General features: G+C 43.2%; 15 protein-coding genes and 1 pseudogene. 12 read left to right on the forward strand and 4 right to left on the reverse strand.

Annotated elements, in window-relative coordinates; all coding sequences use genetic code 11:
- The 3 genes from D8790_RS10530 to D8790_RS11005 form a co-directional block, all read right to left on the reverse strand.
- A partial coding sequence (locus tag D8790_RS10530; protein WP_312023749.1) for a hypothetical protein occupies positions 1 to 296 on the reverse strand: 296 nt, incomplete at its 3' end.
- A gap of 27 nt (positions 297 to 323) precedes the next feature.
- The gene (locus D8790_RS11000; RefSeq protein ID WP_312023750.1) at positions 324 to 914 is read right to left on the reverse strand and encodes a hypothetical protein; all 591 of its coding nucleotides are present in this window, start codon (positions 912 to 914) and stop codon (positions 324 to 326) included.
- 33 nt (positions 915 to 947) lie between these two features.
- Positions 948 to 1,343, reverse strand: a complete 396-nt coding sequence (locus D8790_RS11005; RefSeq protein WP_312023751.1) for a hypothetical protein — start codon at positions 1,341 to 1,343, stop codon at positions 948 to 950.
- Positions 1,344 to 1,437: 94 nt separating this feature from the next.
- Between D8790_RS11005 and D8790_RS10890 the strand changes: the two genes are divergently transcribed.
- Positions 1,438 to 1,842, forward strand: coding sequence for an LPXTG cell wall anchor domain-containing protein (locus D8790_RS10890; protein WP_260470279.1), 405 nt, complete (start codon positions 1,438 to 1,440; stop codon positions 1,840 to 1,842).
- Positions 1,843 to 2,117: 275 nt separating this feature from the next.
- On the opposite strand, the pseudogene D8790_RS06645 reads toward D8790_RS10890, so the two are convergent.
- Positions 2,118 to 3,300, reverse strand: a pseudogene (locus D8790_RS06645) (IS110 family RNA-guided transposase).
- A gap of 559 nt (positions 3,301 to 3,859) precedes the next feature.
- Here D8790_RS06645 and pbp2b point away from each other — a divergent pair.
- From pbp2b to D8790_RS06710, 11 genes are all read left to right on the forward strand, one after another.
- Positions 3,860 to 5,917 (forward strand): penicillin-binding protein PBP2B, encoded by a 2,058-nt coding sequence (gene pbp2b / locus D8790_RS06655; protein WP_125388040.1) that lies wholly within the window; start codon positions 3,860 to 3,862, stop codon positions 5,915 to 5,917.
- A gap of 50 nt (positions 5,918 to 5,967) precedes the next feature.
- Positions 5,968 to 6,564: a recombination mediator RecR gene (gene recR / locus D8790_RS06660; protein WP_125388041.1), complete on the forward strand. Its 597-nt coding sequence runs from the start codon at positions 5,968 to 5,970 to the stop codon at positions 6,562 to 6,564.
- A gap of 148 nt (positions 6,565 to 6,712) precedes the next feature.
- On the forward strand, positions 6,713 to 7,759 hold the full coding sequence (locus D8790_RS06665; RefSeq protein WP_125388042.1) for a D-alanine--D-alanine ligase: 1,047 nt from the start codon (positions 6,713 to 6,715) through the stop codon (positions 7,757 to 7,759).
- Between the two features lie 105 nt (positions 7,760 to 7,864).
- Positions 7,865 to 9,238, forward strand: a complete 1,374-nt coding sequence (locus D8790_RS06670; protein WP_125388043.1) for a UDP-N-acetylmuramoyl-tripeptide--D-alanyl-D-alanine ligase — start codon at positions 7,865 to 7,867, stop codon at positions 9,236 to 9,238.
- On the forward strand, positions 9,225 to 9,836 hold the full coding sequence (locus tag D8790_RS06675) for an NUDIX hydrolase N-terminal domain-containing protein (protein ID WP_125388044.1): 612 nt from the start codon (positions 9,225 to 9,227) through the stop codon (positions 9,834 to 9,836). The genes D8790_RS06670 and D8790_RS06675 overlap by 14 nt, the downstream gene beginning before the upstream one ends.
- Positions 9,837 to 10,029: 193 nt before the next feature.
- Positions 10,030 to 10,722 carry a YwaF family protein gene (locus D8790_RS06680; RefSeq protein WP_125388045.1) on the forward strand — a complete coding sequence of 231 codons (693 nt, stop codon included), beginning with the start codon at positions 10,030 to 10,032 and terminating at the stop codon, positions 10,720 to 10,722.
- A 108-nt stretch (positions 10,723 to 10,830) separates the two neighbouring features.
- On the forward strand, positions 10,831 to 11,511 hold the full coding sequence (locus tag D8790_RS06685; RefSeq protein WP_125388046.1) for a YwaF family protein: 681 nt from the start codon (positions 10,831 to 10,833) through the stop codon (positions 11,509 to 11,511).
- 449 nt (positions 11,512 to 11,960) lie between these two features.
- A complete protein-coding gene (locus D8790_RS06695; protein ID WP_125388047.1) occupies positions 11,961 to 13,505 on the forward strand; it encodes a peptide chain release factor 3 in 1,545 nt (514 codons plus the stop codon).
- Between the two features lie 209 nt (positions 13,506 to 13,714).
- Positions 13,715 to 14,626 carry a magnesium transporter CorA family protein gene (locus tag D8790_RS06700; protein ID WP_061423151.1) on the forward strand — a complete coding sequence of 304 codons (912 nt, stop codon included), beginning with the start codon at positions 13,715 to 13,717 and terminating at the stop codon, positions 14,624 to 14,626.
- A 181-nt stretch (positions 14,627 to 14,807) separates the two neighbouring features.
- A complete protein-coding gene (locus tag D8790_RS06705; RefSeq protein ID WP_125388048.1) occupies positions 14,808 to 15,701 on the forward strand; it encodes an ABC transporter ATP-binding protein in 894 nt (297 codons plus the stop codon).
- Positions 15,698 to 16,912: an ABC transporter permease gene (locus D8790_RS06710; RefSeq protein WP_125388049.1), complete on the forward strand. Its 1,215-nt coding sequence runs from the start codon at positions 15,698 to 15,700 to the stop codon at positions 16,910 to 16,912. Before D8790_RS06705 ends, D8790_RS06710 begins: the two co-directional genes overlap by 4 nt.
- Positions 16,913 to 17,016 lie beyond the last annotated feature (104 nt).

The raw sequence follows: 17,016 nt of genomic DNA on the forward strand, positions 1-17,016 counted from the left end.
GCAAGCGCAAGCACAAGTATGAGCAACAGCGAGTCTGCATCACGTAGTGCTTCAGCTTCAGCATCAACAAGCTTGAGCAATAGCATTTCTGCTTCAATCAGTGCATCAGAATCAGCAAGCACAAGCGTAAGCAACAGCGAGTCTGCATCACGTAGTGCCTCAGCTTCAGCATCAACAAGCTTGAGCAATAGCATTTCTGCTTCAATCAGTGCATCAGAATCAGCAAGCACAAGTATGAGCACCAGCGTGTCAGCCTCAATCAGTGCTTCAGTATCAGCAAGCACAAGCGTAAGCAACAGCGTGTCTGCTTCAATCAGTGCAAGTCAATCAGCAAGCACAAGCATGAGTAACAGCGTGTCAGCCTCAATCAGTGCTTCAGTATCAGCAAGCACAAGCGTAAGCAACAGCGAGTCTGCATCACGTAGTGCTTCAGCTTCAGCATCAACAAGCTTGAGCAATAGCATTTCTGCTTCAATCAGTGCATCAGAATCAGCAAGCACAAGCGTAAGCAACAGCGAGTCTGACTCAATCAGTGCTTCAGTATCAGCAAGCACAAGCATGTCTGCTTCAATTAGTGCATCAGAATCAGCAAGCACAAGCATGAGTAACAGCGTGTCAGCGTCAATCAGTGCTTCAGTATCAGCAAGCACAAGCTTGAGTAACAGCGTGTCTGCTTCAATCAGTGCTTCAGTATCAGCAAGCACAAGCATGTCTGCTTCAATTAGTGCATCTGAATCAGCCAGCACAAGCTTGAGTAACAGTGTATCCGCCTCAATCAGTGCATCTGAATCAGCCAGCACAAGCATGAGCACCAGCGTATCTGCCTCAATCAGTGCTTCAGCTTCAGCATCAACAAGCTTGAGCAATAGCATTTCTGCTTCAATCAGTGCTTCAGAATCAGCCAGCACAAGCATGAGCACCAGCGTGTCCGCTTCAATCAGTGCAAGTCAATCAGCAAGTACAAGCTTGAGTAACAGCGTGTCCGCTTCAATTAGTGCATCTGAATCAGCCAGCACAAGCATGAGCAACAGCGTATCCGCCTCAATCAGTGCATCTGAATCAGCCAGCACAAGCATGAGCACCAGCGTGTCTGCTTCAATTAGTGCATCTGAATCAGCAAGCACAAGCTTGAGTAACAGCGTGTCCGCCTCAATCAGTGCATCTGAATCAGTAAGCACAAGCATGAGCACCAGCGTGTCTGCTTCAATCAGTGCTTCAGTATCAGCAAGTACAAGCATGAGCACCAGCGTGTCTGCTTCAATCAGTGCATCTGAATCAGCAAGTACAAGCTTGAGTAACAGCGTATCATCCTCAATCAGTGCATCTGAATCAGTAAGCAACAACTCAAGTAGTACTTCAGTTTCAACAAGTACTTCAGTAAGCTTGAGTAACAGCGTAAGTACATCTACATCACTTAGCAATAGCGTTTCAAACAGTTTGAGTACAAGTGCGTCACAACAATCTAACTCATTCAGCTATAGTAAGGGTGAGCCAACAAGCGAATCTAAGCCAGAGTTTAACCTTCCTAGCTACCTTGAATCTGTAAGTGCAAGTGAGTCAGTCTCAACAAGCACAAGCATGAGTGACAGCGCAAGTACCTCAGCTAGCTTGTCCGACAGTGCTTCAATCTCAAGTGCTACAAATCACTCTCAAGCACCTAAGCCACAGCCTGCACAACCAGGACAAGTCAAAGTTACTCCAAACGCTAAGGCTTTACCAAATACAGGAACTGCAAGTAACCAATTTGCTGGTCTTGGATTAGGAGTAGCTGCCTTGGTAACTGCCTCTCTTCTTGGTAAGAAGAAGAGATCAGCAGCTTCTGAAATGGATTTAGAAGACTAAGTTCCAAAAATCGGCTACAATGAAATTTTGTTGATATCATTTTAGCGATGAAAATAAGAACCCCGGATGGCTCAAGGCTATCTGGGGTTTTTCGGCTCTTTTCTACCATTTGTCAAGTCTATCAAGGCTTTAAGTAAAAAAAGAGATAAGACAGTAGCTATTCTGAGGTTACTGTCTTATTTTTAACACTTTTTGATCCATAAAAGGGCATGCTAAAAAACACCTCATCTGGTATTTTTGAAACAAGGTGTTACCATAATACGGCATAGACAGCCTTATCGATTTTGGGTCAAAGAATAATCGTAAAGTTTGTTATGCGTAATGAGGTAATACATTGTTCGAATGAGACGATGTATAGAGGCAATCGTAAGTGGCTTAGTTGAAGCTATTGTTGATTGTCTTTTTCGTTTCTCATAAAAGTCAGCGATATGGCAGGGATTGGTATGACTAGCTGAAGCGATGTTGTGAATGCACTTGAACAAGATTTTTCTGGCATAGGGATTACCTCGTTTAGTGATGTGTTCCTTAGCGAGAAAGTTCCCAGATTCATAGTGTCTCAGGTCAATGCCAATAAAAGCGTTGATTTGATTGGTAGACTGAAAGCGACGAATATCTCCCAATTCGCCAATGATAGATGTCGCTGTGGTTTCTGCGATGCCAGGAATTGACCGTAAGATGTCATACTCTGGTAAAGGCTGAGCTAGAGCTACCATATCGTTTAAGACAACTTGTCTGCGTTCAGAAAGACGAAGCAATTCTTGATCATAGTAGCGAACCTCTTCAAGCATTGGAGAGGTTTTCTTGACCGCACAAAAAGATTGTTTAGCGAGTTTTATCAGTTTATCAGTCAGGTAAGCAATACGCTTTTCAGAGATGCGTTTGGAGGTAGATTGACGGATAATCTCATACAAGTCACTTTGAGATAGGCTTAATACAAACTCTTTACATGGAAAAGCTATCACTAAGTTCCAATATTGCTCTCCAGTTGGTGTGGATAAGAGATTTTCCAATTCAGGAAAGGTGACTTGTAGGACCTTGTGCAGACGGTTTTTAGCTCGAACAAGATCTTCAGTCATATTTTGATAGAAACGGCTTAAATCACGCAGGTGTTGATAAACTTCTTCCTGCACGTAAGTTGGTTTACGATTGTGCACAAGCTGAGATTTAGCCAACTTTTCAGCGTCAATTTTATCTGTTTTACGAACTCGCAGACTGTCCAATTGCTAGCCGTATATAAGCGTAACCAGATTCCTCAAGAAAGGCCTGAAGACGCCGAGAATAGACGCCTGTGGCCTCAAATATAATCTCAGGGTTATGAACAGTTTTCAAGTCCCCCAACAGGCGATTGAATCCAATGGCATCATTGAGTATGGTGTAGCCATGAACCTTCTCACCGTTGACTAAAATTGCCACCTCAGAACTTGTTTTACTTACATCCATTCCAAATACTGCACGCATGACATTACCTCTTTTGTCTTGAATAATTCCATGTTTTAGTGATTTTATTTTCAATACGCGACGTTTAGCGTCCCACATACTTTGATCAAACTCCACCTAAAACAAGTTGTCTTGCCAATTTGTCAAGCGACGTCTAGCGCCATAGAGCCCTACGACTTTACAAGACACCACTACTTTAACATAAAGAAAAAGTAGTGAGTACTCTCTTCCGTCGGAGATTTCTTCACTACTAATCTTAGTATGTTTGTCAACTGTAGTGGGTTGTTGAAAAGTTACAACCTGGAGAGGACCAAATTTGTTCTCTCCTTTTTGATATTCAAAGCGACGAGAATTCTAGTTTTAAAGTTGTCAAAGTTCCGAAAGCTAAAAGCGTTGCGTTTGAGTAGGTAAGATCTAAGGCGTTTATAATTTTAGATCCATAATTCCTACAGTGGTTTTACCCACTACAGAAATTATAGATTTTCTCATTATTGGAGAAAAATTCTTTTTCGATCCTTTTAGATTTCCATGCTTCATTGCTGGGGAAATGTGGTAAAATAAAAGATAGATTTTTACGAGAATGAGAGAAGAAATGTCTAAGAGGAAATTTGATAGCCATTCTATCACAGGCCGACTCTACCTTCTATTTGGAATTGTCGGAGCCTTATTTTTGGTGCTGATCGCTCGTCTGGGCTACATGCAGGTCGTCAATCAAGAATTTTATACAGATAAATTAGCTAAAGCAAGTAAAACAAAGATAAAATCGAGTTCGGTTCGTGGGCAGATCTATGAAGCTTCAGGCAAGCCCCTGGTGGAGAACACAACCAAGCAAGTGGTGACCTTTACGCGAGATAATAAACTGACAGCAGAAGAAATCCGTGAAACAGCACAAAAGTTACTGCAGTATGTGTCCGTGTCTGACCTAAAGGTGACCGAGCGCCAAGAAGTTGACTATTATCTGGCGGATAATAAAGTTTACCGAGAAGTGGTTGAAAAATTACCCAAGGAAGAAAAATTTGATACAGATGGAAATCGTTTGCCTGAAGCCAAGATCTATAAGGCAGCAGCGGAGAGTATTGATCCAAGCCAGCTAGGCTATACAGATGAGGAAAAGAGGATTATCGCTCTATTTAGCCAGATGAATGCTGTTCCAAACTTTTCAACAGGGACGATTCAGACGGATGACTTGACGACGGAGCAGGTCGCTACAATTGCGTCCATCGGCAAAGAGCTTCCGGGTATTAGTATTTCAACCAGCTGGAACCGGAAGGTTTTGGAAACATCGTTGGCTTCGATTGTTGGTCAAATTTCAACCGAAAAAACAGGTCTGCCAGCTGAGGAAGCGGATGACTATGTCAAGAAGGGCTATTCTCTGAATGACCGAGTGGGAATTTCTTATCTGGAAAAAGAGTATGAGTCTGTTTTACAAGGAAAACGAGCAGAAAAAGAAATTCGGCTGGACAAAAATGGGAACATGGAGAGTGTTGAGACCATTTCTGAGGGCAGTAAAGGGAACAACTTGAAGCTAACCGTAGATCTGACTTTCCAGCAGGGAGTCGAGGATATTCTCAGAAATGCCTTTAATATGGAGCTAGCCAAGGGCAATGCCACCTATTCAGAAGGTGTCTATGCCGTGGCTATGGATCCCAATACAGGATCAATCTTGGCACTGGCTGGTGTCAAGCACGATCTGGAAACAGGCGATATCTCAGCGGATGCGCTGGGTACCATTACAAATGTCTTTGTTCCTGGTTCTGTCGTCAAGGCGGCTACCTTAACCGCTGGTTGGCAGTACGGAGCCATTTCAGGAAATCAATCCTTGGTCGATCAGCCGATTCTTTTCGCGGGTTCTGCTCCCATCAATTCTTGGTTTACGGCCTACGGTTCACGTTCTATTACGGCGGTGGAGGCTCTGGAATACTCGTCTAATACCTATATGGTTCAGGTGGCCCTAAATATGCTTGGGGCTCCGTATAGCCCAAATATGGCCTTAGGAACCAATAATGTCGATGCTTCAATGAAAAAGCTCCGTTCGACTTTTGCAGAATATGGTCTGGGGACTGAGACAGGGATTGATTTACCGACAGAATCAACAGGCTACATTCCCAAAAACTTCACAGTCAGCAATTATATTACGGATGCTTTTGGTCAGTTTGATAACTACACACCACTTCAGTTGGCTCAATATGCGTCGACGGTAGCCAATAACGGCAAACGGGTAGCTCCGCATCTGGTTGAAGGCATTTACGCCAACAATGACCAAGGTGGACTGGGAGACTTGATTGAGAAAAAGGAAACAAAAGAACTAAATCAGGTCAATATTTCTGAGGAAAATATGGCTCTGATAAAACAAGGTTTCTATCAGGTGGTTAATGGATGGAGTGGCTTTACAACTGGACGGACGATTGCGCAGGGCGCTATGGTTTCTATCAGCGCCAAAACAGGTACTGCTGAAACCTTTGTCAACGGTGGTACATCTGCTATCAACACCAATGTTGTATCCTATGCACCAAGCGATAATCCTAAAATAGCTGTAGCCGTGGTATTTCCGCACAATACTGACCTTTCCTCAACGGTCAGCCACAGTATCACCCGTGATATTATCAACCTTTATAACCAACAGCACCCTATGAATTAGAAAGGAAAAGCAGTAGAATCGGATCAAGATTTTACTGCTCAACTATTATTATGCTTTATCCAACTCCTATCGCCAAATTGATTGATAGCTTTTCCAAACTGCCGGGTATCGGCATCAAGACAGCTACTCGTCTGGCCTTTTATACCATCGGGATGAGTGACGATGATGTCAATGAATTCGCCAAAAATCTACTAGCTGCCAAACGCGAGCTGACCTACTGCTCTATCTGTGGCAATCTGACGGACGATGATCCTTGTGCTATTTGTACGGATCAAACGCGCGATCAGAATGTGATTCTGATCGTTGAGGATAGTCGCGATGTGTCTGCTATGGAAAATATCCAAGAATACCATGGCCTTTACCATGTCCTTCACGGCCTCATCTCCCCCATGAACGGTGTAGGACCAGATGATATCAATCTCAAGAGTCTCCTGACTCGCTTGATGGACAGCCAAGTGACGGAAGTGATTGTAGCTACCAATGCAACAGCTGACGGAGAAGCTACTTCTATGTATATTTCGCGGGTGCTCAAGCCTGCAGGCATCAAGGTGACTCGTCTGGCCCGCGGACTGGCTGTCGGCGCTGATATCGAATATGCAGACGAAGTGACCCTGCTCCGAGCCATTGAAAATCGGACAGAATTGTAAGATGAAAGAAAGATTTCCTGCTGAAAAACAGCTTTGGGAGTCTTTTTTCTATTCAAAAATGCGGGGAAATATGATATACTGAAACAGTCTAAAAAGAAGATGGGGCAACCCAAAATGAACTTATAGCTAGAAATGTTAGGATAAGATAATGGTCAAACAAACCTTGATTTTACTATACGGTGGCCGCAGTGCTGAGCGAGAAGTTTCAGTCTTGTCGGCTGAGAGTGTCATGCGAGCTATCAACTATGACAAATTTTCTGTCAAGACTTATTTCATCACAAAAGCTGGCGATTTTATCAAAACGCAGGAATTTACAGAAAAGCCGTCTGCAGATGAAAAGCTCATGACCAATGCAACGGTTGATCTTTCACAGCAAGTCAAACCGAGTGATATTTATGAGGAAAATGCAGTTGTTTTTCCTGTTCTTCATGGACCGATGGGCGAGGATGGCTCTATCCAAGGCTTCCTTGAAGTGCTGCGCCTTCCTTATGTGGGCTGCAATATCTTGTCTTCCAGTGTTGCCATGGACAAAATCACTACCAAACGCATTCTGGAGTCTGCTGGAATCCCACAGGTGCCTTATGTAGCGGTGATTGAGGGTGAAAATCTGGAAGAAAAAATTGCCGAAATCGAAGAAAAATTAACTTATCCGATTTTTACCAAACCGTCTAATATGGGCTCTAGTGTCGGTATTTCTAAGTCTGAGAATCAAGAGGAGTTGCGAGCGGCATTGGATTTGGCCTTCAAGTACGACAGCCGTGTCTTGGTTGAGCAGGGAGTCAATGCGCGTGAGATTGAAGTTGGTCTCTTAGGAAATTATGACGTTAAGAGCACCTTGCCGGGCGAAGTGGTCAAAGATGTGGCTTTCTACGACTATGAAGCCAAGTATATTGACAATAGGATTACCATGGATATCCCTGCAAAAATTTCAGACGAAGTTATTTCAGTCATGCGTACGAATGCTGAGACAGCCTTTCGTGCCTTGGGCGGACAGGGATTGGCTCGCTGTGATTTCTTTTACACCGAAGAGGGGGACATTTTCCTCAATGAGCTCAACACCATGCCTGGCTTTACTCAATGGTCTATGTATCCTTTACTTTGGGAAAATATGGGACTGCCTTATTCCGAGTTGATTGAGACATTGGTAAATCTAGCTGAAGAGGCCTTTGCTAAGAGAGAAGCGCATCTTTTATAAATATGATATAATAGAGGGACTGAGATGACAGACCGAATATTTACTATTTAGTCTGGCCTCAATCCCTTCTTTTTTTGGGAAAAAGCGGAAAAATGAGTTAAAAATATGAAATTAGATTTATATGAGATAGCAGAAGTCTTGGCTGCCAAAAATGATGTCAGTCAGTTTGAAAATGTGACTTTTAGAAAGGCTGAATTTGATAGCCGTTTGATGGAGGCGGGGGATCTTTTTATCCCGCTTAAGGGGGCGCGTGACGGCCATGACTTTATCGCGACCGCCTTCGCTCAGGGAGCTGCGGCTACCTTGTCTGAGCGTCCGGTAGCAGAAGGACCCTATATTTTGGTCGATGATGTGCTCGCGGCCTTTCAAGCCTTGGCTCAGTACTATCTGGAAAAGACAGGGGTAGATGTGCTCGCTGTGACGGGCTCCAATGGGAAGACTACAACCAAGGATATGCTGGCTCAGCTATTAGCTACTAGCTACAAAACCTATAAAACTCAAGGCAACTATAATAATGAAATCGGTCTGCCCTACACGGTGCTCCACATGCCAGACGACACAGAAAAGCTAGTTTTGGAAATGGGACAGGATCATTTGGGAGATATCCATCTTCTGTCTGAAATTGCCAAGCCTAAAACGGGCATTGTGACCTTGATTGGCGAAGCTCACTTAGAATTTTTCGGAAGCCGTACGGAGATTGCTAAAGGTAAGATGCAGATTGCGGATGGCATGAGGAAAGGCGGTCTACTCTTGGCTCCGGCTGATAAGATCGTTAATGATTTTCTGCCGGACCAGCAAAAAGTAGTCCGCTTTGGTTCCGATGCAGATATTTGTCTGACGCGTCTAGAAGAGCGCAAAGACAGCTTGACCTTTGAAGCGAATTTTCTGGAGCAGGCGATTGACCTACCTGTGACTGGCAAATATAATGCGACCAACGCTATGATCGCCTCTTACGTTGCCTTGCAGGAGGGTGTCAGTGAGTCGGCGATTCGTCAGGCTTTTGCCCAGCTGAAATTGACCCGCAATCGGACCGAGTGGAAGAAGGCGGCTAATGGAGCCGATATCCTGTCAGATGTCTACAATGCCAATCCGACAGCTATGCGCCTGATTCTTGAGACTTTCTCAACGATTCCAGCCAGTCAGGATGGCCGCAAGGCTGCAGTCTTGGCTGATATGAAAGAGCTGGGTGCTGACTCCAAGCTGATGCATGGAGCCATGATTACCAGCCTCAATCCAGAGATTATTACCGATCTTTTCCTCTATGGAGAGGACATGGAAGCCCTCTATGTCTATGCTCGGGAAATCTACCCACCAAATCGGGTACATTATTTTATCAAAAATGCTGACAAAGATCAGTTTGAAGATTTGACCAAGACCGTTAAGACTTGGTTGCAATCCTCCGACCAAATCTTGCTCAAGGGTAGTAATTCGATGAAGTTGGATAAATTAGTGGAGGTCTTGGAGCATGGGGACAAGTGATACAGCTTTAATTCTGCAACGACTGCTGGCTATAACGGATACAGGTTTGTCTTTTGCAGCCAGTGATTTTGATCGAGAACGCTATGCGGATATCAGAGAAAATCTGAATCAGTTGCTCAGCGAGACCAGTCATCTGGAACCGGATGAGCTGTCTGACTTACTCCGGCCGACAGATTTTTATGCGACTCCTTTGGTCGATGTCCGAGCTTTTATCGTTCAGCAGGGCAAGATTTGTCTAGTACGAGGACAGCAAGAGGAGACATGGGCTCTGCCGGGTGGTTTCTGTGAAGTAGGCTTATCTCCCAAAGAAAATATAGTAAAAGAAATTCAGGAAGAAACTGGATTTCAAGCTAGCGTAGTACGCTTGCTGGCTGTCTTTGATAGCAATAAATTTCAGCCACAAAGTAAGCAGTACGTCAAGCTCGTGTTTGAATGTCAGCTTAAAGAGGGAGATTTTCAGCCCAATTTAGAAATCGCTGAGCTGAGTTTCTTTGATCAACAGGATTTGCCTCTTCTATCCGAGAAAAGGATAACAAAAGAGCAGATGCAACTTCTATGGGATATTTATCAGAATCAGCAGGAACAATATATAGACTAGATTGAAGTTGATGCTGATTGGATGCTTATATCCAATAGACCAGATAATCTAGCTCAATCTGTCCAGAGTTATAAGGGCCAGAAGCTATTACCTCTAGAAAGTTGAAAAACTTTTTGAGAAAAATTAAGGACTTTGCTAGGAAGAGCAAGCCCAGTGTCCTTAAAAAATATTTATTAGGATGAAAATTTGAAAGATGAATTTACTAGATTTTTTTACTAGTCACAAAACAGAACCACCTGTGATGACACCTTTTGCTTACATTCTGCTCATGATGAGCCTAGTGTCCGTCATCTATGTTGCTAGTCGTTATTTTGAACAAAAGAAAGTGCAGACTTTTTTTAGAGTTGCCCAAATCGTGCAATTAGTCTCTTTGTATGGCTGGTACTTGGTTATTCAGGAGCCTTTGTCGGAGAGTCTCCCCTTGTATCATTGCCGAGTCGCTATGTTTGCTGTCTTGCTACTGCCAGATAAAGTAGCTTATAAGCAATATTTTGCCTTATTGGGAGTATTTGGACCGATTTGCGCTATTGTCTATCCGATTTTGGATCCCTATTCATTTCCGCATATAACCCTATTTTCGTTTTTCATCGGTCATTTGGCTTTGTTAGGCAATTCGATTATCTACCTGATGAAGCATTATGATAGACTTAATCTGTCCTATCGCCGTATCGTAGAAATTACCTTTGGCTTAGACTTCCTCATCTTGCTTGGAAATATTGCATTCGGGGGCAACTACGGTTTCTTAAAGGATCCGCCTCTGGTAGGAGATCATGGTATGCTTGGGAATTATATGATCGTGTCTGTGGTCTTAGCGACGGCCTTGCTTCTATTTTCTTACTTGTTCAAAGAAATGAAGGAAAGACAGGCAGAGCGATTGACCCAATAAAGATTGGAAGAGGAAATGATTTCTCTGGTAACTAGGAAAATTCTGCCTAGATTTTCAATCTGACTGCGAGTTTGAGCATACAGATTTTAGAAGTAGAAAGGAAACTGGATGCATCATTTTTTGACTACCAATCAAACTGAACCACCCTTTGTTTCAGCTTTGGCCTACTCTTTGATGATGGCATTGCTTTTGCTGTCCGTCTACGCATCGATAAAATACCATAAGAATTCTAGCTTTATCAAAAGCATGAAAATCCTTCAGTTGTGCCAACTGGCAATTCTTTATAGCTGGTATGTGGGTTTTCAGCTCCCTCTGGCAAATAGTCTGCCTTTGTACCATTGCCGTTTGGCCATGTTTGCGGTGGTCTTTCTGCCAGATAAATGGCCCAGCAAGCAGTATTTTGCTCTCCTAGGAGCCAGCGGGGCAGTCTTCGCCCTCGGCTATCCAGTCTTTGATCCTTATGATTTCCCGCATATTACCAGCTTCTCTTTCCTGATTGGTCACTATGCCCTCTTGGTTAATTCCCTAATTTATCTGATGAATCACTACGACAAGACCCAGCTCAAGAAATATATGATTGTCCTCTATACTTTTGTGCTCGATGCCTTTCTTGTCGCTGTCAATCAAGTGACGGGTGGGAATTACGGTTTGCTAAAAAGCCCGCCTTTTATCAGCCAGCACAATCTTTTAGTAAAATATTTAGCTGTGTCGATTATTTTGTCCGCAACTTTGCTTCTTTTTGATGAAATATTTAAGAAACGCTGGAAAAAGCAGCTAGAAATTGTTTAAAATGAAATTTTGTAGCTCCTGTCAAGTTTAGTTGGCAGGAGTTTTCTTAAATCTGATTTTAATCTTAATCATTGCAATTTTCTCTTTAGCAGTGTCATTGTCAGATTTTAAGATAAGTTAGCCAAATATAAAGAATAGGAGAGTGGGACAGAAATCGGTAATTCGTTAGAATTCGATTTCGTCGTCCCACCTCCGCACAGTTGAGTAGGGCTGTAAAAGCTGATGAAATCAGCGTAGTAGAGCCCACTCAACCACTGCGTCTTGCTCGACATTCCAAAGACAATTGAGAGGCTAGGACTTTTGTCCCAGCCTCTTTATATTCTTCAGATAATTGAAAAAAAGCGCTAAATCCGCTATAATAGGTAGGTTGAAAGGATTAGAATATTCCAATGTAAAATAAAAAAATACTGACATTCACCATTATCCTAAAATGAAAGAAAGAGAAGAAGATGACTTTACAAGAAGAAATTAAGAAACGCCGCACCTTTGCCATTATTTCCCACCCAGACGCGGGGAAAACGACCATCACTGAGCAGCTGCTCTACTTTGGGGGCGAAATTCGTGAGGCTGGTACTGTAAAAGGTAAGAAAACAGGGAATTTTGCCAAGTCTGACTGGATGGATATCGAGAAACAACGTGGTATTTCGGTAACCTCATCTGTTATGCAATTTGACTACGATGGCAAACGAGTCAACATCCTTGACACACCAGGACACGAGGACTTCTCTGAAGATACCTATCGGACCTTGATGGCGGTGGATGCTGCGGTCATGGTCGTGGACTCTGCCAAGGGTATTGAGGCCCAAACCAAGAAATTGTTTGAGGTTGTGAAACACCGTGGAATCCCTGTCTTTACCTTTATGAACAAGCTAGACCGTGACGGTCGTGAGCCACTGGACCTCTTGCAAGAATTGGAAGAAGTCTTGGGGATTGCTAGCTATCCGATGAACTGGCCAATCGGGATGGGGAAAGCCTTTGAGGGTCTCTATGACCTCTATAACCAACGTTTGGAGCTCTATAAAGGGGATGAGCGTTTTGCTAGTTTAGAAGACGGAGACAAACTTTTTGCGAGCAATCCTTTCTATGAGCAAGTCAAGGATGATATTGAACTTCTAAATGAAGCTGGGAACGAGTTTTCAGAGGAAGCTATTTTAGCTGGTGAGCTAACCCCAGTCTTCTTCGGTTCAGCCCTGACTAACTTTGGGGTGCAGACCTTCCTTGAGACCTTCCTCAAGTTTGCTCCAGAACCTCATGGACACAAGAAAACAGACGGAGAAATTGTGGATCCTTATGACAAGGATTTCTCAGGATTCGTCTTTAAAATCCAAGCCAACATGGACCCTCGTCACCGTGACCGTATTGCCTTTGTCCGTATCGTATCGGGTGAATTTGAGCGCGGTATGAGTGTCAACCTACCTCGTACTGGTAAGACTGCCAAACTTTCGAATGTTACCCAGTTTATGGCTGAAAGTCGTGAGAATGTGACCAACGCTGTTGCAGGAGATATCATCGGGGTTTACGATACCGGTACTTATCAGGTTGGAGACACTTTGACGGTTGGAAAAAACAAGTTCGAATTTGAACCACTGCCAACCTTTACACCTGAAATTTTCATGAAAGTTTCTGCTAAGAACGTCATGAAACAAAAATCCTTCCACAAGGGAATCGAGCAATTGGTACAAGAGGGAGCCATTCAGCTTTATACAAATTACCAAACTGGTGAGTACATGCTAGGCGCTGTCGGCCAACTCCAGTTTGAAGTCTTTAAACACCGTATGGAAGGCGAGTACAATGCGGAAGTGGTCATGAATCCTATGGGGAAAAAGACAGTTCGTTGGATCAAGCCGGAAGACCTAGACGAGCGTATGTCTTCAAGCCGAAATATCTTGGCCAAAGACCGCTTTGACCAACCAGTTTTCCTCTTTGAAAACGACTTTGCCCTCCGTTGGTTTGCGGATAAGTATCCAGATGTAGAGTTAGAAGAGAAGATGTGATTCAGTACTACCAATTGGAACTAAACTTCCTAATTGGTGGACGCTAGCCGCTATTTGGCGGACTAGCTAGCTGCCTTACACTTATGTTTAGAAAATAATATCGATTTGCTTGGTTATTGTCAGGACATAGGAGCTTTGGCTATGAGGCTAAGTGTGGGCATTATGTATGAGCTATTAGACAATCATTCTAGATCGCAGAAAGGAGTTCTATGTTTCTGGAAAGAAAACTGAAAGACCAATCTGTCTGGATCAACATTGACTCAGATGATGTTAAAAAGAATGGACAGATTTATCAGGATTATAATATCGATCTTGAAACCATTGAGTATGCGCTGGATAAAAACGAGCGGGCTCATATGGACTACAATCGTGAGAATGGGACAGTTCTTTTCATCTATAATGTGTTAAATTTAGCGACAGAGAAGGACTACTATGAGACTATTCCGATGACTTTCGTGGTACAGCAGGATCGTCTCATCACCATCAGCAATCAAGACAATGCCTATGTGGTTGATATCATGAAGGCCTACACGGAGCATCATGAGCCTGTGTCAGTCTATAAGTTTCTTTTTGCCAGTCTAGAGTTGATTTCCAATTCCTATTATCCGGTCATTGAGCAGATGGACAAGCGAAAGGATGAGCTAAACAGACTTTTGCGTCAGAAGACCACCAAAAAGCATCTGTTTGCCCTCTCGGACTTAGAAACCTCCATGGTCTACCTAGTAGCGGCATCCAAGCAAAATAGTATACTTTTAGAGCATATCAAGAGCCATGCTGTTTATCGTGGCTTTGATGAACTAGAAACTGAGCAGTTTGAAGATGCCATGATTGAGGCACGTCAGCTGGTTTCAATGACGGATTTGATTGCTCAGGTTCTTAGCCAGCTTTCGGGCTCCTACAATAACATCCTGAACAACAATCTGAATGATAATTTGACTGTCTTGACTATTATTTCGGTTCTTCTGGCAGTCCTAGCAGTCATCACTGGCTTCTTCGGTATGAATGTACCCCTGCCTTTGTCAGATGATAAAAATGCTTGGCTTTATATTATCATCATTAGCTTTGTTCTCTGGACTCTTTTGACCAAGCTCCTCAACTGGGTGGTCAATAAAGAGCGATGAATAACATACATTAAATGAATGAGGTTTTTGAGCCTCATTTTTTTTATGGTATTAGTTGGAGCGAGTTCCATATTTTATTCATGAAGAATAGAGGGAAAATTTTTTGTTCACTAGGACAAAAGGATGAAAAACTGCTTTCAAAGTAGTATAATAATTTTAGTATCATAATAGGAGGTTTCGTATGCTTCATGTAGAAAAACTAGAAAAAAGTTTTGGGCAAAAGCAAGTCTTGTTCGGTATTGATTTTGAAGCCCAGCCGGGGCATATCCTTGGTTTAATTGGGAAAAACGGTGCTGGGAAAACAACGATTTTTCACAGTATTTTGCGCTTCCTAGACTATAGTGGAGAGATTCGTTTCGAGGGGCAGGCGATTGAGCAGGAGACCTATAGCAGGATTGGCTATCTGCCTGAGGAAAGAAGCCTGATGCCCAAGCTGACGGTCTTTGAGCAAGTGCGCTATCTGGCAAATCTAAAGGGTGTGCCGACAGCTGTTGTCAAAGAAAAACTGCCCCAATGGATGGAAAAGCTTCAGGTCAAGGGAAAATTAACCGACAAAATCAAGAGCTTGTCTAAGGGGAACCAGCAAAAGGTTCAGCTGATTATCACGCTCCTGCATGAGCCAGACTTGATTATTTTAGATGAGCCTTTCAGCGGTCTGGATCCTGTCAATACTGAAATCCTGAAAGAAGTCATTATTGAAGAGAAAAAGCGCGGAGCGACGATTATCTTCTCGGATCATGTCATGACAAATGTGGAAGAGTTGTGCGATGATGTCTTGATGATTCGTGACGGGCAAGTGGTTCTCAATGGCGATGTGCAGGCAGTCCGCAACCAATATGGCAAGACTCGTCTTTTCGTTTCAAGTGACTTGTCTCAGGCTGAATTAGAAGCTCTGCCCCATGTTGTCAAGGCGACGCAGACCAAGCAAGGTATCTGGAAATTGATTTTGGATGACGAAACAGCTGGTCCTGAATTGTTTGATCGCTTGACTCAGGGAAGCTATGTGGCAACTTTTGACCAGCAGGCACCGACAATTGATGAAATTTTCAAATTAGAATCAGGGGTGGAAGTATGAAACAAATGTTAATCGTAATCAAAGAAACCTACCTGCGTCATGTTAAGTCTTGGAGTTTTGTCTTTATGGTCTTGTCTCCTTTTCTCTTTCTTGGGTTGAGCTTGGGGATTGGCTATCTGCAAGGAAGCTCTATGGCCTCCTCTAAAAAGGTGGCAGTGCTAACCCAGCTTGATTCTGTCAGAGAAGTATTAAGAGCTGAAGATCAGCTGAGCTTTCAGTACAAAGATGAAGCAGCAGCTAAGCAGGCTGTAAAAGATAAGAAAATCGCAGGCTATCTGACGGTTGAGGAAAAAGACGGACAGCTCTCTGCTACCTACTATGCAGAAACCAGCATGAACGCTGCAACGAAAATGGTTTTGTCCAATTCCCTTATCCAGGTCCAGCAGGCTTTAAACCTGGCTCAGGCCAATTTATCAGCTGAGCAGAGTCAGATTCTTGCGCGGACAGTCCAGTTTGAAGAAAAAATCGATGAAAATAAAGAAAGCAAGAAGATGATTCAGACCTTTGCTGCAATGGGTCTGGGCTTCCTGCTCTATATGATTCTGATTACTTATGCCAGCATTACTGCCCAAGATGTGGCCAGTGAAAAGGGCACAAAAATCATGGAAGTTATCTTCTCCAGTATTAAGGCGACCGATTATTTCTATGCCCGTATGATTGGGATTTTTGCGGTAATTCTTAGTCATCTGGGCATTTATGTGCTCGGTGGACTGGCAGCCTTTCTCTTTGCAGACAGCATTCCTCTTGTATCCCAAGTCTTGAAGAGCAATCCAGCCATTCAGCAGTATATCGGAGAAGCTGTGTCTTTGAATACTCTAGCTTTTGTAGCAGTTAGTATCTTTATGTATGTTGTCTTGTCAGCCTTTCTTGGTTCAATGGTGGCGCGAGCAGAAGATACAGGAAAAGTCCTTTCGCCCGTTATCATGCTGATTTTAGTTGGCTTTATGGGAGTTTCTTCGCTAGGGGCAGCAGGAGACAATGTGATTTTGAAGGTTGGTTCTTATCTTCCGTTCATCTCAACCTTTTTCATGCCCTTCCGAGCTATCAATGGTTATGCGACCAGCTTGGAAGCTTGGCTTTCTCTAGGAATTACAGCTGCTTTTGCGGTGATGATGACCGTTTTCATTGCACGAATCTACTCCAGTCTTGTTCTACAGACAGATGATTTAGGAGCTTGGAAGACCTTCAAACGTGCTTTAAAATATAAATAAATCACAACTTCACTGGAGTCATCTGGTGGAGTTTTCTTTTTGTATTTTAATTTAATATTTTGAATAATAGGGCTAGGTAAAAAGTGGAATTTATGGTAAAATAG

This window comes from Streptococcus cristatus (assembly GCF_003943535.1).
Taxonomy (GTDB): domain Bacteria; phylum Bacillota; class Bacilli; order Lactobacillales; family Streptococcaceae; genus Streptococcus; species Streptococcus cristatus_L.